Raw genomic sequence first — 19,384 nt, 5'->3', positions numbered from 1 at the left:
TCGGTCGAGTCCATCCCGGACCCTCGCCCGCGCGGCCCCTCGGCCGGAGGCAGGGGGCCGGATCTGGTCCCACTCGTGCTTCCGGAGCCGCGACGGGCACGGGATGGATCGACGCGACATGCAGGACGACGAGACGCGGGTGGAGAGCCGGGACCGGGTGGGCTCGATCTGCCGCTCCCTGCGCCGGGCGATCGTCGAGCGGGCGATCATGCCCGGCGACCGCCTGCCCGAAGATGCGCTGGGCGAGCGCTTCGGCGTCAGCCGTACCATCGCCCGCCAGGCCCTCGGGCAACTGGCGGGGGAGGGGCTGGTGGAACTGCGGCGCAACCGCATCGCCGTGGTGGCGACTCCGAGCTGGGCGGAGGCGCGCGACACCTTCGACGTGCGCATCAGCCTGGAGCGCCTTGTGGTCGCGCGCCTCGCCGGGCAGCTGACGCCCGCGCAGCAGGCGGCGCTCCACGCGCACATCGCCCGGGAGGAGGCGGCGCAGGGCGGGGCCGACGGCGCCTCGATCCGCCTCGCCACCGAGTTCCACCTGCTGCTCGCCCGGATGACCGGCAGCCCGGTGCTGGAGCGCTACGTGGCCGAGCTCGGCTACCGCTGCGCCCTGGTGCTCTCGCTCTACAGCCGGCCGCATTCCGCCGAATGCGGGGTCGCTGAGCACCGCGCCCTCGCCGCCGCCCTGATTGCGGGCGACCCCGCGCGGGCCGTGGCGCTGATGGACCACCACCTCGACGCGGTGGCCGAGCGGGCGCGCATCGTCGCCGCCCCGCCGCGCGAGCGCGACCTCGGCCGCCTGCTCGCGCCCTACATCGAGCCCGTGGGCGGATGAGGGTCCCGCGGACCCAATCCGTCTGATCCGTTCGGGATGGCGGATACGGGCTTCGCGCACGCGCCGCGCCGGCTTGCCGATCCGGGCACCGCTTCGATCACGCGGAGCCCGGATCAGGTGTTCAGGTCGTGCCGGCTGAGGAGGCGCTCGGCGCTGTCGTTCCAGACCTCCATGGTCACGATCAGGCCGTCCCGCACCGTGAAGCGGTCGACGTAGCGGTTGCCCTCGAACGGCGTCCCGTCCGGCCATGCGCCGTAGAGCGTGCCGAGGCTGTAGACCGTGGTGACGCCGTCCCCCGGCACCACGTCGAGGCGCTCCATCCGCTTCTTCACCCAGGCGTAGCGCCCGGCGTTGAAGGCCGTGACCTCGCGGGGATGCCCGAAGGTGCGCCCGCCCGTGAACACGATGGTGATGCCCGGCGCCATGTAGGTCGCCGCCCGCTCGGGGTCGGGCACCATCGAGGCTTCGAGATAGGCGGTGACGTTGGCCGCGTCGCGGGCGGTGGTGTCGGTCATGGTCGGGCCTCCGGGGACACGCCCCTCCCTGCCGCAAACGCCGCCAAAGTGCATGCAACAAGTGTATGCACTTTGGCGCATCCGCAGGCACTGAGCGGGGTCTGGCGAGAATCCCCTTGCAAATTCAAGGCCGAAGCGGCTGGCATGGGGGTTGCGGGGTGGGGCAAGACGCAGCCGCCGGAGAGACCCCATGCCCCGCCGACCCCTGTCCAGCCGACCCCTGTCCGGCCGATCGACGCCCCTGACCCGCCGCCTCGCCCTGGGGGCCTGCGGCGCTCTGGGCGCCTGCCTCGTCCTCGGGCTCTCCGCCGCCGGCGCGGCCCGGGCCGCGGAGCCGATCCGGATCGGCCTCGTCACGGCGCTGAGCGGGCAGTCGGCGAAATCCGGCGAGGCGATCTCCCGCGGCATCGGGCTCGCCATCGACGAGGTCAACGCCCGCGGCGGCGTGCTCGGGCGGCCTCTGGAGCTGGTGGCGCGGGACGACGAGGCCAACCCGTCGAAGGGCGTGCTCGCCGCCCGCGAGCTGATCCAGCGGGTCGGCGTGGTGGCGCTGGTCGGCGGCCTCGACACGCCGGTCTCGATGGCGCTGGTGCCCATCGCCAACCAGATGAAGGTGCCCTTCCTCGGGCCCTGGGCCGCCGGCACCGGGATCACCCGCAACGGGGCGGCCGACAACTACGCCTTCCGGGTCTCGGCCGTGGACGCCCTGGTGGACGAGGCCCTGGTCGCCTACGCGGTGAAGACCCATCGCGCGAAGAAGCCCGGGATGATCCTGGTCAACAACGCCTGGGGCGAGTCGAACCAGCAGGGCCTGACCGCGGCGCTGAAGGCCGCCGACCTGCCGGCCGCCGGCATCGAGAAGTACGAGGCCGCCGACCTCGACATGGTGCCCCAGCTCACCCGCCTGCGGGAGGCCGGCGCCGACACCCTGTTCCTCGTCGGCAATGTCGGGCCCTCGGCCCAGGTGGTGAAGTCCCTCGACCGGATGGGCTGGAGCGTGCCGGTGGTCTCGCACTGGGGCCCGGCCGGCGGGCGCTTCGACGAGCTCGCCGGGCCGAGCGCGGCAAGAGTCCACTTCATCCAGACCTTCACCTTCGCGGGCAACACCAGCCCGAAGGCCCTCGCGGTCCTCGACGCCCTCAAGGCGAAGTATCCGGCGATCAAGACGATGGCCGACGTCACCCCGGCGGTGGGCATCGCCAACGCCTACGACGCCACCCACCTGCTCGCCCTGGCGATCCAGGCCGCCGGCTCGACCAAGGGACCGGAGGTGCGGGACGGCTTCTACAAGGTCGCGACCTATCCGGGCCTGATCAAGACCTACGACACGCCCTTCGCGCCGGGCCAGCACGACGCCCTCGGGCCGCAGGACTACGTCTTCACCCGCTTCCAGAACGGCGAGATCGTCGCCGTTACGAACTAAAGGGACGGGGCCGATGCTCACGGGAACGCTCATCACCGGCCTCGGCCTCGGCAGCATGTACGGGCTCGTGGCGCTCGGCTTCCACGTCACCTACGCGGTCTCGGGCACGGTGAACTTCGCGCAGGGCAGCGCCGTCACCCTCGGGGCGGTGCTGGGCTACACCCTGGCGGTGACGCTGGGCTGGCCGATGCCGGCGGCGATCCTCGGGGCGCTGCTCGGCTGCGCGCTCCTCGGGGTCGCGGTGGAGCGGCTGCTGGTGCGGCCCTTCGTCGAGAAGGGCTCGGAGGCCTGGCTCCTCGCCACCGTGGCGGGCGGCATCGTCCTCGACAACGCGATGCTGTTCACCTTCGGCAAGGAGCCGCGCAGCCTGCCCTCGTCCCTGGCGGTGAAGCCGGTGGAGATCCTCGGCACCGGCCTCTATCCGCTCCAGCTCCTCATCCCGGTGGTCGGCCTCTCGGTGGCGGTGGCGATCCGGACCCTGTTCCGCCGCACCGACCTCGGCCGGGTGCTCCTGGCGGTGGCGCAGAACGCCGAGGCCGCGCGGCTGATGGGCATCGACGTCCGGCGCACGGTGGCCTGCGCCTTCGCGCTCTCGGCGCTGCTGGCCGGGGCCGCCGGCCTCCTCATCGCGCCGCTGTTCTCGGTCTCGGCCGAGATGGGGGCGCTGTTCGGGATCAAGGCCTTCGCCGTGGCGATCCTGGGCGGCATCGGCTCGGCCACCGGCGTGGTGCTGGCGGGCCTGCTCTACGGCCTCGTCGAGGCCGGCGTCACCGCGACCCTCGGCTCCACCTACACCCAGCTCGTGGTCTTCTCGGTGATCATCCTGGCCCTGGCGCTGCGCCCCGACGGGCTCCTCGGCCGCGCCGCCATCAACAAGGTCTGAGCCGATGCACCGCCTGCGCGCCCCCGCCGCGATGCCTCTCACGATCCTGGCCCTGACCCTGGCGGGGCTGGCCCTGGTGGGGCTGACCGGCGGCTACAGCCACTTCGTCATCGCCCTGGTGGCCCTGACCACGGTCGCCGGAACGGGGCTCAACGTCCTCCTCGGGCTGACCGGGCTGATCTCCTTCGGCCATGCCGGCTTCTACGCCATCGGCGCCTATGCCAGCGCGATCCTCTCCGGAGCCGGGCTGAGCTTCTGGCTCGCGCTGCCGGCGGCCGGCCTGCTCTCGGGCCTGGTCGGAGCGGGGCTCGCGGTGCCGGCCATGCGGGTGAAGGGCCCCTACCTCGCCATGGTCACCATCGCGTTCGGCTTCATCATCGAGCACGCCCTGATCGAGGGCGGGGCACTCACCGGCGGCCAGAACGGCCTCGTGGTCACCGCCGGGCCGAGCCTGTTCGGCACCCCCTTCGCCGAGCGCGAGCTGGCCCTCCTCGCCGTGCTGGGCGCGGGCCTCGCCCTCTACAGCTTCCATCGCCTCGCCCGCAGCCGCCTCGGGCGGGCGATGCGGGCGGTGCGCGACGCCGACGTGGCGGCCGCCTCCCTGGGCTTCGACCCGGTGCGGGTGAAGACACTCGCCTTCGCGATCTCGGCGGCGCTGACGGGCCTCGCCGGGGCGGTGCTGCCGCCCCTGATGCTGTTCATCGCCCCGAGCTCGTTCCCGTTCTCGCAGTCGATCCTGTTCGTGCTCTCCGTGGTGGTCGGCGGGGCCGGCACCGTGCTCGGGCCGCTCTTCGGCGCCCTCGTCACCGTGCTCCTGCCCGAGACCCTGGCGGGGCTCGCCGAGTACCGGCTGCTGTTCTTCGGCCTCGCCACCCTGGTGGTGCTCTGGCTGGTGCCCGCGGGGATCGTCGGCAGCGCGGCCCGGCTGCTGCCGCGGCCCCGCACCGGCGCCCGGCCGCCGGCGCTGGATTTCGCCCGGCTCATCGGGCAGCGCGGGGGCGAGCCCCTGGTGGTCGAGGGCATCGGCATCCGCTTCGGCGGCATCCGCGCGGCCGAGGGCGTCTCGGTCCGGGCCGAGGCCGGGGCGGTGACGAGCCTGATCGGCCCCAACGGCGCCGGCAAGACCACGGTGCTCAACATGATCTCGGGCTTCTACCGGCCGCAGGCCGGGGCGATCCGCTTAGGGGACCGGGACCTCGCCGGGGCCCCGGCCCACGCCATCGCCCGGGCCGGCATCGCCCGCACCTACCAGACCACGCGCCTGTTCGGCTCGCTCGGCGTCCTCGACAACGTCGCCCTGGCCTTCGAGCCGGGCCGCCTCTGGCGCCCCTCCGGCAAGGGCGACCGCGTTGCCGCCGCGTCCCTGCTGGACTTCGTGGGCTACGCGGGCGACCTCGACCGGCCCGCCGGGGAGCTGCCCCATGTGGACCGCCGCCTGGTGGAGATCGCCCGGGCGCTCGCCGGCCGGCCGCGCATCCTCCTCCTCGACGAGCCCGCCGCCGGCCTGACCCGGGCCGACACCGACGCCCTGGGCGGTCTCCTGCGCCGGATCGCCGGGCAGGGCATCGCCGTGGTGCTGGTCGAGCACGACATGCCCCTGGTGATGGGCGTCTCCGACGCGATCCTGGTCATGGATGCCGGGCGTCCGATCGCCCACGGGACGCCGGCCGCGATCCGGCACGACCCGGCGGTGATCCGCGCCTATCTGGGCGGGGCCGACACGCCGGCCCGGCCCCGCGCCGTCGCCTGGAAGCCGCCGGCCGACGCGGTGCTCTCCACCCAGGGCCTCACCGCCGGCTACGGCGCCGCCCCGGTCCTCGACCGCGTCGCCCTCGAGGTCCGCCCCGGCGAGACCGTGGCGCTGCTCGGCGCCAACGGCGCCGGCAAGTCGACGACCCTGCGGGCCCTCGCCGGCCTGCTCCGGCCGGTCTCCGGCGGGATCGTGCTGGAGGACCGGGCCATCGCGCAGCTGCCCGCCCACACCATCGCCCGCCTCGGCCTCGCCCTGGTGCCGGAGGGCCGGCAGGTGTTTCCCGAATTGACCGTGATCGAGAACATCCGCCTCGGGGCCCATGGCCGCAAGGCGCCCATCGACCCGGCCGAGATCGAGGCGCTGCTCACCCGCTTTCCCCGCCTGCGCGACCGGGCGACGAGCCGGGCGGGCCTGCTCTCGGGGGGCGAGCAGCAGATGCTGGCGATCGCCCGCGGGATGATGGCGCAGCCGCGCATCCTGCTCCTCGACGAGCCCTCCCTCGGCCTGGCCCCGGCGATGATCAACGCCCTCTACGCCGTGGTGGCGGACCTGCGCGACCAGGGCGTCACCATCCTGATCGTCGACCAGATGGCGGCCCTGGCCCTGACGGTGGCCGATCGCGGCTACGTGCTGGAGCAGGGCCGCGTCGTCACCGCCGGCACCGCCGCCGAACTCAGCGCCGATGCCGGCCTGGAGGCCGCCTATCTCGGCGCCGCCTGACAGGGCGGCCGGTCCGACCGGTGGCCGCGGCCAGCGCCCCTTCTAGCGCTTGCGTGCTTTCAGAGGCTCGGGTTTCTGACCGTCCGGCAGGATCATGTCGAGGTGGTCGTGAACGATCTGAGCGCTGAAGGGCTTGCCCAGGAAGACAGCCCCCTCGGGAAGATCCCCCACCCCCGGTTTGACGCCGCCGGATGCAACGACGATCGAGATGTCGGGCCAGCGCCTCGCGGTCGTTCGTGCCAACTCGAAGCCATCGGGGCCGCCCGGCATCTCCACATCGGTGAACAGCAGCACGATCAGGTCTGCGTGGTCCTCAAGCAGCTTGATCGCTTCAACGCCATTTGCTGCCGACAGGGCGTGGAAGCCAGCATCCTCCAAGATCGTTTCCGCATCCATCCGAACGAGGAAATCGTCGTCCACGACGAGGGCATACGGCGCGTTCGGGGGGTGAGGCATGGCCATCAAGCCGAGGGGACGGACAAAAGTTCAGATTGGCGGGAGCATGGGTCTGGATCGCCACGGCTGGCGCGCCTGATGGATCGGGCTTCGGAGGGGGGGCCAAGAGGGTCGAAGCGTCCGCAAGCCACCCGACGCGGACGTTCGCCAGCTCGTCGCGCGTGATACGATCCGGCATGGATGCTTTCTCAGATCCGCAGGCCGTTGCCCGCTACGCCGAAAACCCGCCGCGCATGGTGCCCGGCTATGCCGACATGCAACGTATGGCGAGGCTTCTCCTCGCGGAACGCGCCCCGGACAAGGCACAGGTGCTCGTTCTCGGCGCGGGCGGCGGCCTCGAACTCAAGGTGTTCGCCGAGGGGCAGCCCGGGTGGACGTTCGTCGGCGTCGACCCGTCTGCCGCAATGCTTGACCTTGCCCGGAAAACCCTGGGCCACCTCTCCGACCGTGCCCATCTTCATGAGGGGCTGATCGATGGCGCGCCGGAGGGGCCGTTCGACGCTGCCGCCTGCATCCTGACCCTGCACTTCATCGAGCGTCAGGAGCGGTCACGCACCCTCCGGGAAATTCGGCGTCGACTAAAGCCCGGTGCACCCTTCGTCGCGGCGCACTTCAGCATTCCGCAGGATGAACGCGACCTCTGGCTCTCACGGTATGCCGCTTTCGCGACGGCCTCCGGCATCGAACGCTCACACGCCGAGCGTGCAAAGACCGGGATCGTAGAACGCTTGCCGATCCTTTCGCCCGAGGAGGACGAGACGCTGTTGCGCGAGGCTGGGTTTAGCGGGGTCCGCCTCTTCTACGCCGGGTTTGCCTTCCGGGGCTGGGTCGCCTGGGCCTGACGCCAAAGAGCCGCAAACCACCCCCGGTGGTCGTTCACACGGTCGAACGGATCGGCGCCCGATCCTCCGGATCAGGGTCGCGGCGCCGACCGGTTACGGTCGGGACAAGCCGCCCCGAAGCGGCCCGTCTCGCCCTCGGCCTCCGCGATCACCAGCCAGACCGAGCGGATCCAGGGCCTGCGGCCCGAGGGTGTTCCCAGGGGACCGACGCAGGTCAGCATGTCGGCTCCGTATTCGGAGGGCTGACGGGCGACGTGGGCAGCGCCCTGGGCTTCGGCAACGAGGGCGTCCGCGAACGCCAAGGGCTCGGTCGGCGCGAAGCCGAACCCGGGGAAGAAGCGTGCTTTCGGCCCGCCATGCGGGTGGGTCACGTCCAGCAGATCATTGCAGATCTTGCGGGTATCGACGCCGAGCCGGTGCGGGACGGCCACGTTCCCGCTCACCGCTCCGCTGGGACGGCGAGCGTCAGGAGCGCGGCCGGGACCGCCGCAAGGGCCTCGGCGGGCTCGGCAAACTCGACCAGGTACGCGCTGGATCCCGGATAGACCGCGACGATCGTCCCCTCGGTCCCTGCTTCGATCCGCGCGCCCGACTCGGCGTTCACCGCACCGATCAGCACGACGCGGTCCAGGTCTCGCAGGCCTGGCTGGTCGTTCCTCAGCAGGAACTGCGTTTCGATCGACAGGCAGGAGAGGATACGCTGCCCGCCGAATGGCACACCTCGCACCGATCCGCGACGGCCGCGGGCGGGTGACGAAACCTCGCCGGCCTCACCGGACGCAGGGTTCGGGCGCTGGGCAAAGGCTCGCCCCATCTCCACCCGAGACCGCTACTCCACCCCGCCTCCGCCCTCCTCGCGGAGCAGCGCCGCGGCGCGGCTTCGGGCGCGGGCCCAGCGCCGGCACTCGCGCCGGGCATCCGACAGGGCGCGATGCTCCGCCGCCGGATCGTCGCGCGCCTCCAGGCGCAGGGTCGCCAGGAGCTTGCCCGCCAGGGCGTCGCGCGCGGTCGGCGCCACGCCGCCCGCCGCGAGCACGTCCAGGACGACGCGGCGCTGCGCCTCCGCCGTGGCCTTCAGCCGGAGGGCGTGGCGCGGCAGGCCGGCGGCGCGCAGGAGCCGGCTCAGCCAGTGCCCGTCCCAGGAGGGCGCCGAGGCGTAGAGCGCCACGTCGCGCAGGGCCGTGAGCATGTGCAGCGCCACCCAGTCGTGGGCGACGCCCTCCCGCACCAGGCGTTCCCGGGCGAGCCCGTGCACCGCCTCGGCCTCGGGCGCCCAGTCGGTCCAGCCCGGGGCCGGGCGGATGAGGAAGCTCTCCGACTTACCGTCGGGAAACACCCACGCGACCTCGATCGGGTAGCTGGTCTTCGCGAGGGAGGACGCCTCGAAATCCAGGAAGGCGATGCGGCTCAACGGGCGACCATCGGGGGGACCATCGGGGCTGGGAACCGGAACGGGATGGGGAAAAGGAACGCCGCCGGGCAACAAACCGGCGCAAAGCCGAGTTCCGGCTGCGACGAACCACGAAGGATGCCGGGTGAGCGACGCAACTCCGATTTCGATGCCCGCGCGCGGGACGCGCCGCGGACTCGCCGAGGCCGCCTCCCTCGCAAGATCTTCCTTCGCAAGATCCCCCCTTTCAGGATCCGCCCTCGCCAAACCCATCGCCCGCATCGGCCGGGTCTCGGCCGCCCTGGCCGCGCCGCATCAGGCGCTCTGGGGCCTCGCCCTGGCGGTCGCCCTCCTCGATGCGGTGTGGCTGCGCCGGGCCGGGATCGCCCTGGCGCCGTTCGGCTTCGGCGTGGCGGCGGGCCTCGTCGCGGCGCTCCTCGCCCTCGCGGTCCTGTTCGGCCCGATCCTGTCCGAGCCCAAGCTGCGGGCGATGGCCCTAGCGAGCGCCGGCCTCATCGCCGTGACCGTGCCGATCGCGGTGCTGCACTACCTCACCGCCACCTGGGCCCTGCCGCTGGCCGATGCGCGGCTGGCCCGGGCGGAGGCGGCGCTCGGCCTCGACTGGCCCGCCTACTACGCTGCCCTGCAGGCGCAGCCGCGCCTCGCCTGGTGGCTGGCGCTCGCCTACCACACCAGCGGGCCGCAGGTCGGGCTCACGGTGATCGCGCTCAGCGCCACCCTCCGGGTCGGCCGGCTCTGGGCCTATGTGCGGATGTTCGCCGTGCTGCTCCTCACGGTCGTGCTCATCGCCGCCCTGGTGCCGGCGGCCGGCCCCTTTGTGCAGTACGGTCTCGCCACCGTGCCGGACGGCTCCATCGAGACCCTGGGCGCCCTCTGGCACCTCGACGCCCTGGAGCACCTGCGCGCCGGGACCCTGCGCACCCTGGCCCTGGAGGACATCCGCGGCCTCGTGACCTTTCCGTCCTTCCACGTCTGCCTCGCGGTGCTGACCGCCTGGGCGCTGGCGCCGATCCCGGTCCTCGGCCCCCTGGCGATCGCCCTCAACGCCGTCATCGTGGTGGCGACCCTCGGGGCCGGTGGGCACTACCTGCCCGACCTGCTGGCCGGCTTCGTGCTCTCGATCACGGTCATCGGCGGACGCGCGATCCTGCGCGGACGCCGCACCCGCGCGCCGGGCCTCCTGTCCGAACCCGCCCCGCACGGGTCGCGTTGTCCGGGGTGAACGCGCGCGGCCGGCCCCCTCGGCCCCCTCGGCGCCCCCGCGCCGTCCGCCATTACCCGAGCCGGGGCCAGGGCCGATACGCCCATCGCCGGGGCCGTCGCCTCCGGACAGGACGGCCCCGCGCGCGACGTTCGGGATCGCCATGATGTGCCTTGGCCTCTTCCCTTGGGATTTGCCTTGGCGCATGCGGCGCCCCACCTCGTGGGCAGCACCGCGCGCCGCGCCGCACACGGGACCCATGCCCTCGATGACAGCCGCCATTCCCTTCGCCAACACCTATGCCCGCCTGCCGGAGCACTTCTTCGCTGCGGTGAACCCCACCCCCGTGGCGGCGCCCCGCCTGATCCGGATCAACCGAGAACTCGCCGCGGACCTCGGGATCGAGGCCGCCTGGCTCGAGAGCCCGGAGGGCGTCGCGGTGCTGGCTGGCAACCGGGTGCCGGAGGGCGCCGAGCCCCTGGCCATGGCCTATGCCGGCCACCAGTTCGGCAACCGCGTGCCCCAGCTCGGCGACGGCCGGGCGATCCTGCTCGGCGAGGTCGTCGGGCGCGACGGGGTCCGGCGCGACATTCAGCTCAAGGGCTCGGGCCCGACGCCGTTCTCCCGGCGGGGCGACGGTCGCGCCGCCCTCGGGCCGGTGCTGCGCGAGTACGTGGTCAGCGAGGCCATGACGGCTCTGGGCATCCCCAGCACCCGCGCCCTGGCGGCGGTGCTCACGGGCGATTCCGTGAGGCGCGAGACGGTCCTGCCCGGCGGCGTCCTGACCCGGGTCGCCACCAGCCACATCCGCGTCGGCACCTTCCAGTACTTCGCCATGCGGGGCGACGTCGACGGCGTGCGGGCGCTGGCCGACCACGTCATCGGCCGGCACTATCCGGAGCTGGCGGAAGACGCCAACCCCTACGGCGCCCTGCTGACCCGGGTGGTGGAGCGCCAGGCCGACCTCGTCGCGCGCTGGCTCCTCGTCGGCTTCATCCACGGGGTGATGAACACCGACAACTGCGCCGTCTCCGGCGAGACCATCGATTTCGGACCCTGTGCCTTCCTCGACGCCTACGACCCCTCCGCCGTGTTCAGCGCCATCGACGAGAATGGCCGCTACGCCTACGGCAACCAGCCGGGCATCCTGCACTGGAACCTGACCCGGTTCGCCGAGGCGCTGCTGCCCCTGCTGGCGCCCGAGACCGAGGACGGCATCGCCGTGGCGCAGGACCGCCTCGCCGCCTTCGGCCCCCGGTTCGAGGCGGCCTATTACGGCGGCCTGCGGGCCAAGCTCGGCCTCACCACGGACCGGGACGAGGACCGCGAGCTCGGCCGCACCCTGCTGGAGGCGATGCAGGCCGGGCGCGCCGACTTCACCCTGACCTTCCGGCGCCTCGGCGCAGCGGCCCTCGGCCCCGAGGGCGACGGTTCGGTGCGCGACCTCTTCGACGACTCCACCGTATACGAGGCCTGGGCGACCCGCTGGCGCGCGCGTCTCGCCGCCGAGCCGGGGGACCCGGCCGCGCGCCGGGCGGCGATGGACCGGGTCAACCCGGCCTTCATCCCGCGCAACCATCGGGTCGAGGCGGTGATCGAGGCGGCGGTCGCGCGCGACGACTTCGCGCCGTTCCACGAGCTCGTGGCGGTGCTGGCCCGCCCCTACGACGACCAGCCCGCCTTCGCGGCTTATGCCGCGCCGCCGCAGCCGCACGAGCGCGTGCTCCAGACCTTCTGCGGCACCTGAACCGAACCGGCTCCGCGCGGGCGGTGTACTCCGAAGGAACGAACCCCGCCCACGACGGAGACGTGCCGGATGCCGAAAGACCCCTTCGCCGAAGCCGGCACCGATCCGTCGGGCGGTCTTGCCACCAGCCCGCGGGACACCGTCACCGGGCAGGTCAAGGACGCGTCCGGAGACCCTTTGGATCGGCCCGGCACCGAGGCCGCGGAGGCGGGCGCCAGCGACACCACGCCCCTGACTCCACAGGGGCGGACGGGCGACGCCGCGCGGAAAGACCACGCCACCGCCCCCACGCGCGGTGTAAAGACCGACCGGGCGGACAAGGCCGAGGGCTGAGCGGGCTCGGGCGACGCACCGGATCTTCCCCGGTTCGGAGGGAACACGGATAGCCTTGCGCTATTTCTGGTATATTGTATTTCGTAAGCGCTCGTCAGCGCATGCCAGGAGTGTTCCGATGACCCAGACAGTGAAGCCGGACCGTCCGATCTGGCCCTCCGTCCCGGACGACCGTCCGCCGCCCCGGACCACCCGACCGGAGACCCCGGCCCCCGAGATCGATCCGGCTCTCCTCGAGCGGCCCAAGGCCGACGAGGCGGCCCGCCAGCGTGTCGGGTTCGAGGGGTTCGGCTCGTTCTCGGGCTAACCGTCTTGGCTCACGCGACGGAGGCGAACGGATGCTCCGGCGCCGCGGCATCCGCCGCGGTGTCCTCGGCCCAGCCCACCGCGAACAGCAGCATGTCGCGGGTGTCTCGGCACTCCGACGGGGGCATGCCGGAGAGCCGGAGCGATGTCCGGGTAGCCGGCTCGAGGAGGCGGATCACCTCGTCCGAGGCCGCCAGGGTCAGGTCGGCGGCCTTGGCCCGGGCCTCGATCCTGGCGAGTCGGTTCATCGCCGTGCCCAGCACCGTGAACTCGGCCCGGTGCCCGTCGTCGAAGACCCCCACCAGCACCTCGCCGGCATGCAGCGCCATGGTGATGCGCAGCTCCGGCCGCTCTTCCCGGCGGCGATCCTCGTTCAGCGCCGCGAGACGCGCGACAATGGTTTGGGCGCATGCCAGCACTGCCTCGGCCTGGGCCTGCGGACGCCCGACGATGAACTGCGCCAGGACGCCGTCGCCGACATATTTATCGACGATGCCGCCGTGCTCGCTTACCGCCACGTGGGTCAGGGCGCGGACGTCGAGCAGGGCGCGCACCACCTCCTCCTGGGTCTGGTCGCGCGAGAAGGCCGAGAAGCCGCGCAGGTCGAGGCCGAACAGGCAGGCGTGGCGGGACTGCACCGCACCGACGCCGCCGCCGCTCTGGGCAAGCTCTCCCGCCACCCGGCGCGGCACGAAGCGCGCGAGACTCGTCCGCTCCTGCTCCATCCGCAAAGCCGTCGTCACTGCCATCTGCAGGCGGCGCACCCCATCGATCACCACGAGGCTCGCGGCGAGGAAGGTGAGCAGGCCGGGCACCTCCTCTTCCAGGGTCACGTGCGGACCGAGAAGGGCGCTCTCGGGCGCGAGATAGGCGAGGAGGATGGTGCCGCCCCAGGCGAGACTCACCAGACCCGAGAACACGACGGTGTGCCAGACCCGCATGCTGAGTCCGGTCTGGAGCAGGAGCAGGAAGGCTGGCAGGCGGCTCACCGCGGTGGCCGTCTCCTCTGTTTCCACCGCACCGAGCAGGATGTGCTCGACGATGAGGAACAGGGCCACGCCGGCGTTCAGCAGGGTCGCTGTCCAGGCCAGCCACTCCATGCCGGGCTCCGCCCCGCCGTCCCGCTGCGAGGCGCGCCAATCGGCGATCCCGAGGCCGAGGGAGAAGATCGCGTAGACCCCGAGGCCGATCCAGTGATGGGTGGAATGGGCCGAGCCGTCGTAGCCCTGGGCGGTGGCCACGAGCACCAGGACGATGACGAGGTAGAGCAGCAGGGACCGACGGCCCGAGGCGGCCTGGAGCCGTCGCAGGATGGCGGGATCGCCGTCGTGTGGACGGCGACGGGAGGGCAGGCGCATGCAGTTGGCAATCGATGAGTGGCGCGTGGTTCCTTACCACGCCGGGCCGCCCGTGCATCGGCGGCGATTCGCCGTGCCTCAGAGGGCGCCTTCGCGGATGGCGCCGGGATCGGCCAGAGCGTGCAGCAGGCGCGCGGCGCTATGGGCGAAGCGCAGGGTCACGGCCTTGCGCCGGGGACCGCTGAGGGAATGGTCCGCCGGGTCGCGCAGGATCGCGGCGCCGAAGGCATCGGCGACGATGAGGCCGGCGTCCTCCGGGGTCAGGGTGGTGGAGAGCGTCTCGGGGATCGCGAAATAGAAGCGGTCGCAGTAGTCCCGATAATCCGGCCATTTCCGGTCGGCCCGGAAGTCGGCGACGCTGGACTTGATCTCCACGATCGTCAGGCGCCCGGCCGGGCAGAGGGCGATGACGTCGGCGCGGCGGCCGTTCGCCAGGGAGAATTCTGGAATGGTGACGTGACCGAGCTCGGCGAACAGACGCCGGACGCCGCGCTGGACCTGGAGCGCGGTGGCCGACTGACGCCGGTCGGGCGGAAGGATCACGGACGCGAGGGCTGCTGACATACGGCTCTGATGCTTCGGAACGACGTCCCGAATCGGGACGGGTCCCAGGAAATCAGCCGCCGCGCGGCTTGTCACCTGCGACCCCGTTGCGCCGGTCGGGCTGGAGCACGGGCCCGGACCATGGCACCCCTCGTGGTGGATCGGGTGCGGAGGAGGCAGGTCTGCCGAAGAACGAAGACCGGGACGCCGAGACGGCGCGGGTGGCGCGCGAACTCGATCGCCTCGAGGCGCTGGCCGCCCGGCGACGCCTGCGGGTGGGCTTGCTGAGAGCGGCGCGCGGTGCCCTGGGCGCCGGCGCGACCCTGGCGACGCTCATCAAGCTGAAGCTGGCGGGCTCCCTGGCGCTCAAGCTCGGCATCGCCGTGCTGGTCGGAATGGGGCTGGCCTGGCCCGTCGTCGTCCTGGCGGTGGTGGTGCTGATCGGCTTCGTGCTCGCCCTGGTGAGCCTGTTCGACGGAGGGGCCGCCGATTGTCCCGACACCGCCTGCGGCGACGGCTGCGAGCGCCGGGAGAAGCGGGCGGCCCGTCTGCGCCATCTCATCGCCCGGCGCCAAGCCTGGCTCGCAGCCCCGTCGGGACCGGCTCCCAGCGCGCGCAGGCGCGAGGCCGATCCGCTGTCGGCCGCGTGAAACCGCTCAGGCTATATCCCGGAGGGCGGCGCGGATCGCGTCGAAACCGTCCGTGAGGGCGGCAGGGCCCGGCTGGAGGATCAGCGGCGACTTGATCTCGTGGATGCGCCCGGCGGCCACCGCCGGAATCGCGTCCCATCCCGGGCGGGCGCGGATGTGCGCGCGGTTCACACGCTTGCCGCACCATGAGGCGAGGATCACGTCGGGCCGGGCCGCGATCACCGCCTCCGGGCTCACGATCCGGTCCCGGGCCGCCGCCTGTCGGCTGAGTTCGGGGAAGACGTCGTCGCCGCCCGCCGCCGCGATGAGGTCCGAGACCCATCCGATGCCGGAGATCATCGGGGCATCCCATTCTTCGAAGTAGACGCGCGGATGCGGCCGGCCGACGCTTTCCGCGGCGGCGGCCGCGATGCGGTCTGCCAGCCGCGTCGCTAGGGTCTCGGCCTCGGCCGACACGCCGGTCAGGGCGCCCACGGTGCGGATCATCGCCAGGCAGCCGGCCAGGTCGCGCTGGTTGAAGAGGTGCACGGCGATGCCGGCCCGGGCAAGGTCGGCGACGATCTCGGCCTGCAGATCGGAGAAGGCCAGGACGAGATCGGGAGCGAGGGCCAGGATCTTGGGCAGGTCGGCGCTGGTGAAGGCCGAGACCCGAGGCTTCTCCCGCCGGACCCGGGCCGGGCGGACCGCGTAGCCCGAGACCCCGACGATGCGGTCTTCCTGGCCGAGGAGGTAGAGCGTCTCGACGGTCTCCTCCGTCAGACAGACGATGCGCTCGGGCGGGAACCGGCGCACGGCGCCTCAGCCCTTCAGGTAGCCGAGGAGGCCGGCCCCCGGCGCCAGCATGAGGAAGGCCCAGGCCAGGGCCGAGGTGACGTTGGCGATCTGGAACGGCAGGCGCTTCACACCGAATACCCCTGCGACCAGGGGCACCACGGCCCGCGCCGGCCCGATGAACCGCCCGATCAGGATGCCGCCGGCTCCCCATTTGCGGCAGAACTCCTCGGCGCGGGCGACGATGGCGGGATAGCGCCGCATCGGCCACATCTGCTTGGCGCCGTCCTTGTAATAGTGCCCGAACTCGTAGGAGACCCAGTCGCCGAGAGCGGCCCCGAGCGCACCGGCGAGCATCACCGGCCAGAACGGGATACCGACCGAGCCCATCAGCGCTCCGATGCCGAGGAGCAGGAAGGTGGCGGGCACCAGCAGCGAGAGAAAGGCCAGGGACTCGCAGAACGCGAGCACGCCGACGATCAGCGGCGTCCAGCCCTGGTTCGCCTCCACGAAGGCGAGGGTGCTGGTGCGGATTGAATCGAAGTCCATGGGGCTCGCTTGAGGTTCGGCGCCTTCCTGTGACCGAGGGCGCGGATCGGGGCAAGCGCGTGGGGCGCCGGCAGGGGTGCGTTGGGAAGGAAAACCGGGTTAAGGGCTGGCGCCACAACTCCTCGGCCGCGGGATTTCGGGAGATTCCGGCATGAACATCCTCTCGATCCAGTCCCACGTTGCCTTCGGCCACGTGGGCAACGCCTCGGCGGTGTTTCCGATGCAACGCCTCGGCGTCGAGGTTTGGCCGATCCATACGGTGCAGTTCTCCAACCACACCGGCTACGGCGCCTGGCGCGGCCGGGTGTTCGATGGCCCGGCGATCGAGGACCTCGTCGCCGGCATTGCCGAGCGGGGTGTGCTCGGAACCTGCGACGGAGTCCTCTCGGGCTACATGGGTTCGGCCGATATCGGGACCGCCATCGTGCGGGCCGTGGCCTCGGTGCGGGCGCTGAACCCACAGGCCCTCTACGCCTGCGACCCCGTGATGGGCGACACCGACCGCGGCATCTACGTACGGCCCGGCATCCCCGAATTCATGCGCGAGCAGGCGGTGCCCGCGGCCGACATCGTCACCCCGAACCAGTTCGAGCTGAACCACCTCTCGGGCCTGCCGACCGGCACCCTCGCGGAGGCCAAGCGCGCGGTGGCCTCGGTTCAGGCGCTGGGACCCCGCGTTGTCCTCGTCACCTCGCTGGTCACCGACGATACGCCGGACGACGCCATCGACCTTCTGGCGGGGGAGGGCGGCCATTTCTGGCGCCTGCGCACGCCGCGCCTTCACCTCGACGTGAATGGCGCGGGCGACGCCATCGCGGCTCTGTTCCTGGTGCACTACGCCCGGACGTGCTCGGCCGCGCTGGCCCTGGGTATGGCCGGCGCCTCGGTCTATGGTCTCCTGCGCCGCACGGCCGAGGCGGGCTCACGCGAGATCCTCACGGTGGCGGCGCAGGACGAGTTCGTCACGCCGAGCGAGACGTTTCCGGTGCACACCGTCTAAGGTTGATTCTCAGAGAGCCTGGAGACCCCGCCATGCCCCGCCGCTTCGTGACCCTCGACGTGTTCACCGACACGGCGCTGACCGGCAATCCCCTGGCCGTCGTGCTCGATGCCGAGGACCTCGACACCGCCGCGATGCAGGCCCTGGCCGCCGAGTTCAATCTGTCCGAGACGGTGTTCGTTCTCCCGCCCGAGACACCCCGGCACCGCGCCCGGATGCGCATCTTCACGCCCACGTCGGAACTGCCCTTCGCCGGGCACCCCACCCTCGGCACCGCCATCCTCCTTGCCCTGCGCGACCAGCGGGCGGGGCTCACCGACGCGATGGCCTTCGGGCTCGAGGCCCCCCTCGGAACCCTGGCCTGCGTGGTCGAGCCCGGGGAGGGGCGCGGTACCGGGCGCTTCAAGATGCCGGGGCTCCCGGAATATCTGGGGGAGGGACCCGAGACGAACCTGGTCGCGGCCGCCCTGGGCCTGGAGCCGGGTGAGATCGGCTTCGCCCGCCACGTCCCGAGCCGGCACCGGACCGGCCCTTCCTTCCTGTTCGTGCCCCTCGCCAGCCGAGCGGCCCTCGACCGGGCTCGCGTCGTGCCGGCAGCCCTCGATGATCTCGGCACTCCGGCCGCGCTCTACTGCTACACCCTCAACCCCGAAGAGGTCGGCCACCGCTATCAGGCCCGGATGTTCGCGCCCCATCTCGGCGTGCCGGAAGACCCGGCCACCGGCTCGGCCGCAGCGGCCTTCGCCGGAGTGATGATGCAGTTCGAGCCCCTGGGCGACGGGGAGCACGACATCGTCCTACGCCAAGGCGTCGCCATGGGCCGACCGAGTACGATCGGGGTCCAGCTCGTCATCGAGGCCGGTGCCCTGCGCTCCGTGGAGATCAGCGGGGCGGCGGTGCTGGTGAGTGAGGGCACCCTGCTTGTCTGACGGTTTCACGCTGACGCCGCTCCGGCACATCGAGGCCCGGCTGGTCCCTTCCGACTGGTCCTGGGCCCGCGACCATGCCGGGGCGATCGCCGAGACCTGGGCGCGGCGACGCACCGAGCGGCCGGACCTGTTCGACGGACGGGTGCTCCTTGCCCGCGACTGCCGCATCGATGGATCGACCTGCGTGATCGACCTGTTCGAGGTCGCGTATTCTCAGTTCCTCGCCTTCCGCCTGGCCGGCTCCCCGGATCCGGCGGTGACCAACGCCTTCGCGGCGGTGGTGCCGTGGAGCGCCGACGGCGCGGCCCTCTTGGGCATCATGGGCGGACACACAGCCAATGCCGGGCAGATTTACTTCGCCTGCGGAACCCCGGATCGAACCGACACCCGCGAGGGCGGTCGCGTCGATCTCGCCGGCAGCGCCGGGCGGGAGTTCCTGGAGGAAACGGGTCTTGCCCTTCCGGCCGATGCGCCGGAGGCGTGGGTTTTGGTCTCGGGCCAGAGCCAGCACGCCTTCCTGCTCCCGGTCCGCTTTGCGGAAACGGCCGAGGTGCTGCATGGCCGGATGGAGGCACACCGCCAAAGCGAGGCCGCGCCAGAACTCGCCGGCTTCGCCATCGCGCGCGGGCTGGACGACCTCGACGCCGCTCGGATGCCCGGCTTCGTGCGCGCCTATCTCACCGACGCCTTCGCGGGCGCTCAGCGGTAGCCGTAGCGTGCCTTGGCGGCGCCGAGCAGACTGAGGGCCTCACGCTCGCGGCCGCCCGCGCAGGCATCGGCGGCGTGGCGCAGGTCGGCCCCGAAGCGCTCGCCGACGGGCGGGTTGAGGTTGCCGGTAGCGACATCGCTCTCGACCACCGCCTGGGTGCGGGCGATGGACGGGCCGCAGCCGGTGCCCTGTGGCAGGGGCGCGGCGACCACGGGGGCTGCGGCGACGGCGACCGCGGGGGGCGCCGAGGCGGTCGGCTTGCAGGCGCCGAGCAGGGCGGCGGAGAGAAGGACGGCGACGGCGAGGCTGACCCGGGACACGGCGGCTCCTGACGGTACCCGTGCCGGGACACGGCACAGCTTGATCCGGGCCGGTTTTGCGCCGAGTGCTCTGGCTGGTCAATCGGGCGCGGGTCCGAATGAACCTGCAGGCGAGGGCGGCCTCGGGTGAGCC

Annotated in this window: 23 protein-coding genes; 13 read left to right on the top strand and 10 right to left on the bottom strand. The window is 72.3% G+C overall.

Annotated elements, in window-relative coordinates:
• The first annotated feature begins 118 nt into the window (after nucleotides 1-118).
• Entirely contained in the window at nucleotides 119-832 is a 714-nt protein-coding gene (locus tag AC6EUL_RS17565; protein WP_499871623.1) for a GntR family transcriptional regulator, read from the top strand.
• Between the two features lie 113 nt (nucleotides 833-945).
• Here the strand turns inward: AC6EUL_RS17565 and AC6EUL_RS17560 are convergent, their stop codons facing one another.
• Nucleotides 946-1,347, bottom strand: a complete 402-nt coding sequence (locus AC6EUL_RS17560; protein WP_056213332.1) for a nuclear transport factor 2 family protein — start codon at nucleotides 1,345-1,347, stop codon at nucleotides 946-948.
• Between the two features lie 190 nt (nucleotides 1,348-1,537).
• On the opposite strand from AC6EUL_RS17560, the gene AC6EUL_RS17555 reads away from it, so the two are divergent.
• The 3 genes from AC6EUL_RS17555 to AC6EUL_RS17545 are packed head-to-tail and all read left to right on the top strand — an operon-like array spanning nucleotide 1,538 to nucleotide 6,126.
• The gene (locus AC6EUL_RS17555; protein WP_499871622.1) at nucleotides 1,538-2,770 is read left to right on the top strand and encodes an ABC transporter substrate-binding protein; all 1,233 of its coding nucleotides are present in this window, start codon (nucleotides 1,538-1,540) and stop codon (nucleotides 2,768-2,770) included.
• Nucleotides 2,771-2,783: 13 nt separating this feature from the next.
• On the top strand, nucleotides 2,784-3,653 hold the full coding sequence (locus tag AC6EUL_RS17550) for a branched-chain amino acid ABC transporter permease (protein ID WP_499871621.1): 870 nt from the start codon (nucleotides 2,784-2,786) through the stop codon (nucleotides 3,651-3,653).
• A 4-nt stretch (nucleotides 3,654-3,657) separates the two neighbouring features.
• A complete protein-coding gene (locus AC6EUL_RS17545; RefSeq protein WP_499871618.1) occupies nucleotides 3,658-6,126 on the top strand; it encodes a branched-chain amino acid ABC transporter ATP-binding protein/permease in 2,469 nt (822 codons plus the stop codon).
• A gap of 42 nt (nucleotides 6,127-6,168) precedes the next feature.
• Here the strand turns inward: AC6EUL_RS17545 and AC6EUL_RS17540 are convergent, their stop codons facing one another.
• Nucleotides 6,169-6,546, bottom strand: a complete 378-nt coding sequence (locus AC6EUL_RS17540) for a response regulator (protein WP_347379729.1) — start codon at nucleotides 6,544-6,546, stop codon at nucleotides 6,169-6,171.
• A 212-nt stretch (nucleotides 6,547-6,758) separates the two neighbouring features.
• Here AC6EUL_RS17540 and AC6EUL_RS17535 point away from each other — a divergent pair, with 212 nt between their 5' ends.
• Nucleotides 6,759-7,424, top strand: a complete 666-nt coding sequence (locus AC6EUL_RS17535) for a class I SAM-dependent methyltransferase (protein ID WP_499871615.1) — start codon at nucleotides 6,759-6,761, stop codon at nucleotides 7,422-7,424.
• Nucleotides 7,425-7,495: 71 nt separating this feature from the next.
• Here AC6EUL_RS17535 and AC6EUL_RS17530 read toward each other — a convergent pair whose 3' ends face one another.
• From AC6EUL_RS17530 to AC6EUL_RS17520, 3 genes are all read right to left on the bottom strand, one after another.
• Nucleotides 7,496-7,855, bottom strand: a complete 360-nt coding sequence (locus AC6EUL_RS17530; protein WP_499871613.1) for a DUF6883 domain-containing protein — start codon at nucleotides 7,853-7,855, stop codon at nucleotides 7,496-7,498.
• An 8-nt stretch (nucleotides 7,856-7,863) separates the two neighbouring features.
• Nucleotides 7,864-8,142 (bottom strand): DUF4926 domain-containing protein, encoded by a 279-nt coding sequence (locus tag AC6EUL_RS17525; RefSeq protein WP_499871611.1) that lies wholly within the window; start codon nucleotides 8,140-8,142, stop codon nucleotides 7,864-7,866.
• Nucleotides 8,143-8,253: 111 nt separating this feature from the next.
• A complete protein-coding gene (locus AC6EUL_RS17520; RefSeq protein WP_200941331.1) occupies nucleotides 8,254-8,835 on the bottom strand; it encodes a 3'-5' exonuclease in 582 nt (193 codons plus the stop codon).
• Between the two features lie 124 nt (nucleotides 8,836-8,959).
• Here AC6EUL_RS17520 and AC6EUL_RS17515 point away from each other — a divergent pair, with 124 nt between their 5' ends.
• From AC6EUL_RS17515 to AC6EUL_RS17500, 4 genes are all read left to right on the top strand, one after another.
• On the top strand, nucleotides 8,960-10,057 hold the full coding sequence (locus AC6EUL_RS17515) for a phosphatase PAP2 family protein (RefSeq protein WP_499871608.1): 1,098 nt from the start codon (nucleotides 8,960-8,962) through the stop codon (nucleotides 10,055-10,057).
• Between the two features lie 247 nt (nucleotides 10,058-10,304).
• Nucleotides 10,305-11,783, top strand: a complete 1,479-nt coding sequence (locus tag AC6EUL_RS17510) for a protein adenylyltransferase SelO (protein ID WP_499871606.1) — start codon at nucleotides 10,305-10,307, stop codon at nucleotides 11,781-11,783.
• A gap of 69 nt (nucleotides 11,784-11,852) precedes the next feature.
• Nucleotides 11,853-12,116, top strand: coding sequence for a hypothetical protein (locus AC6EUL_RS17505; protein ID WP_499871604.1), 264 nt, complete (start codon nucleotides 11,853-11,855; stop codon nucleotides 12,114-12,116).
• Between the two features lie 118 nt (nucleotides 12,117-12,234).
• Entirely contained in the window at nucleotides 12,235-12,423 is a 189-nt protein-coding gene (locus tag AC6EUL_RS17500) for a hypothetical protein (protein ID WP_056379935.1), read from the top strand.
• A 10-nt stretch (nucleotides 12,424-12,433) separates the two neighbouring features.
• On the opposite strand, the gene AC6EUL_RS17495 is transcribed toward AC6EUL_RS17500, so the two are convergent.
• The gene (locus tag AC6EUL_RS17495) at nucleotides 12,434-13,780 is read right to left on the bottom strand and encodes an adenylate/guanylate cyclase domain-containing protein (protein ID WP_499871601.1); all 1,347 of its coding nucleotides are present in this window, start codon (nucleotides 13,778-13,780) and stop codon (nucleotides 12,434-12,436) included.
• A gap of 78 nt (nucleotides 13,781-13,858) precedes the next feature.
• Nucleotides 13,859-14,344, bottom strand: a complete 486-nt coding sequence (locus AC6EUL_RS17490) for an MmcB family DNA repair protein (RefSeq protein WP_056213359.1) — start codon at nucleotides 14,342-14,344, stop codon at nucleotides 13,859-13,861.
• Between the two features lie 200 nt (nucleotides 14,345-14,544).
• Between AC6EUL_RS17490 and AC6EUL_RS17485 the strand changes: the two genes are divergently transcribed.
• Complete coding sequence (locus AC6EUL_RS17485; RefSeq protein WP_499871599.1) at nucleotides 14,545-14,973, top strand: hypothetical protein; 429 nt, start codon at nucleotides 14,545-14,547, stop codon at nucleotides 14,971-14,973.
• A 6-nt stretch (nucleotides 14,974-14,979) separates the two neighbouring features.
• On the opposite strand, the gene AC6EUL_RS17480 is transcribed toward AC6EUL_RS17485, so the two are convergent.
• On the bottom strand, nucleotides 14,980-15,765 hold the full coding sequence (locus AC6EUL_RS17480) for a cobalamin-binding protein (protein ID WP_499871597.1): 786 nt from the start codon (nucleotides 15,763-15,765) through the stop codon (nucleotides 14,980-14,982).
• 6 nt (nucleotides 15,766-15,771) lie between these two features.
• The gene (locus AC6EUL_RS17475; RefSeq protein ID WP_056213362.1) at nucleotides 15,772-16,293 is read right to left on the bottom strand and encodes a DedA family protein; all 522 of its coding nucleotides are present in this window, start codon (nucleotides 16,291-16,293) and stop codon (nucleotides 15,772-15,774) included.
• Nucleotides 16,294-16,444: 151 nt separating this feature from the next.
• Here AC6EUL_RS17475 and pdxY point away from each other — a divergent pair, with 151 nt between their 5' ends.
• From pdxY to AC6EUL_RS17460, 3 genes are read left to right on the top strand one after another with little or no spacing between them, the layout of a single operon-like run.
• Nucleotides 16,445-17,293 (top strand): pyridoxal kinase PdxY, encoded by an 849-nt coding sequence (gene pdxY, locus AC6EUL_RS17470; RefSeq protein WP_056277285.1) that lies wholly within the window; start codon nucleotides 16,445-16,447, stop codon nucleotides 17,291-17,293.
• A 32-nt stretch (nucleotides 17,294-17,325) separates the two neighbouring features.
• Nucleotides 17,326-18,222 carry a PhzF family phenazine biosynthesis protein gene (locus AC6EUL_RS17465; protein WP_056277289.1) on the top strand — a complete coding sequence of 299 codons (897 nt, stop codon included), beginning with the start codon at nucleotides 17,326-17,328 and terminating at the stop codon, nucleotides 18,220-18,222.
• Nucleotides 18,215-18,931 (top strand): hypothetical protein, encoded by a 717-nt coding sequence (locus AC6EUL_RS17460; protein WP_056277291.1) that lies wholly within the window; start codon nucleotides 18,215-18,217, stop codon nucleotides 18,929-18,931. The genes AC6EUL_RS17465 and AC6EUL_RS17460 overlap by 8 nt, the downstream gene beginning before the upstream one ends.
• On the opposite strand, the gene AC6EUL_RS17455 is transcribed toward AC6EUL_RS17460, so the two are convergent.
• On the bottom strand, nucleotides 18,922-19,251 hold the full coding sequence (locus tag AC6EUL_RS17455; protein WP_056213371.1) for a hypothetical protein: 330 nt from the start codon (nucleotides 19,249-19,251) through the stop codon (nucleotides 18,922-18,924). The genes AC6EUL_RS17460 and AC6EUL_RS17455 overlap by 10 nt on opposite strands.
• Nucleotides 19,252-19,384 lie beyond the last annotated feature (133 nt).

It is taken from the genome of Methylobacterium sp. 001424705, assembly GCF_059816145.1.
This window is presented reverse-complemented; position numbering and strand designations above follow the sequence as displayed.

Coding starts and splice junctions, on each gene's coding strand:
- AC6EUL_RS17565 (WP_499871623.1), top strand. CDS start 119: ATGCAGGACGACGAGACGCGGGTGGAGAGCCGGGACCGGGTGGGCTCG.
- AC6EUL_RS17560 (WP_056213332.1), bottom strand. CDS start 1,347: ATGACCGACACCACCGCCCGCGACGCGGCCAACGTCACCGCCTATCTC.
- AC6EUL_RS17555 (WP_499871622.1), top strand. CDS start 1,538: ATGCCCCGCCGACCCCTGTCCAGCCGACCCCTGTCCGGCCGATCGACG.
- AC6EUL_RS17550 (WP_499871621.1), top strand. CDS start 2,784: ATGCTCACGGGAACGCTCATCACCGGCCTCGGCCTCGGCAGCATGTAC.
- AC6EUL_RS17545 (WP_499871618.1), top strand. CDS start 3,658: ATGCACCGCCTGCGCGCCCCCGCCGCGATGCCTCTCACGATCCTGGCC.
- AC6EUL_RS17535 (WP_499871615.1), top strand. CDS start 6,759: ATGGATGCTTTCTCAGATCCGCAGGCCGTTGCCCGCTACGCCGAAAAC.
- AC6EUL_RS17510 (WP_499871606.1), top strand. CDS start 10,305: ATGACAGCCGCCATTCCCTTCGCCAACACCTATGCCCGCCTGCCGGAG.
- AC6EUL_RS17505 (WP_499871604.1), top strand. CDS start 11,853: ATGCCGAAAGACCCCTTCGCCGAAGCCGGCACCGATCCGTCGGGCGGT.
- AC6EUL_RS17500 (WP_056379935.1), top strand. CDS start 12,235: ATGACCCAGACAGTGAAGCCGGACCGTCCGATCTGGCCCTCCGTCCCG.
- AC6EUL_RS17495 (WP_499871601.1), bottom strand. CDS start 13,780: ATGCGCCTGCCCTCCCGTCGCCGTCCACACGACGGCGATCCCGCCATC.
- AC6EUL_RS17490 (WP_056213359.1), bottom strand. CDS start 14,344: ATGTCAGCAGCCCTCGCGTCCGTGATCCTTCCGCCCGACCGGCGTCAG.
- AC6EUL_RS17475 (WP_056213362.1), bottom strand. CDS start 16,293: ATGGACTTCGATTCAATCCGCACCAGCACCCTCGCCTTCGTGGAGGCG.
- pdxY (WP_056277285.1), top strand. CDS start 16,445: ATGAACATCCTCTCGATCCAGTCCCACGTTGCCTTCGGCCACGTGGGC.
- AC6EUL_RS17465 (WP_056277289.1), top strand. CDS start 17,326: ATGCCCCGCCGCTTCGTGACCCTCGACGTGTTCACCGACACGGCGCTG.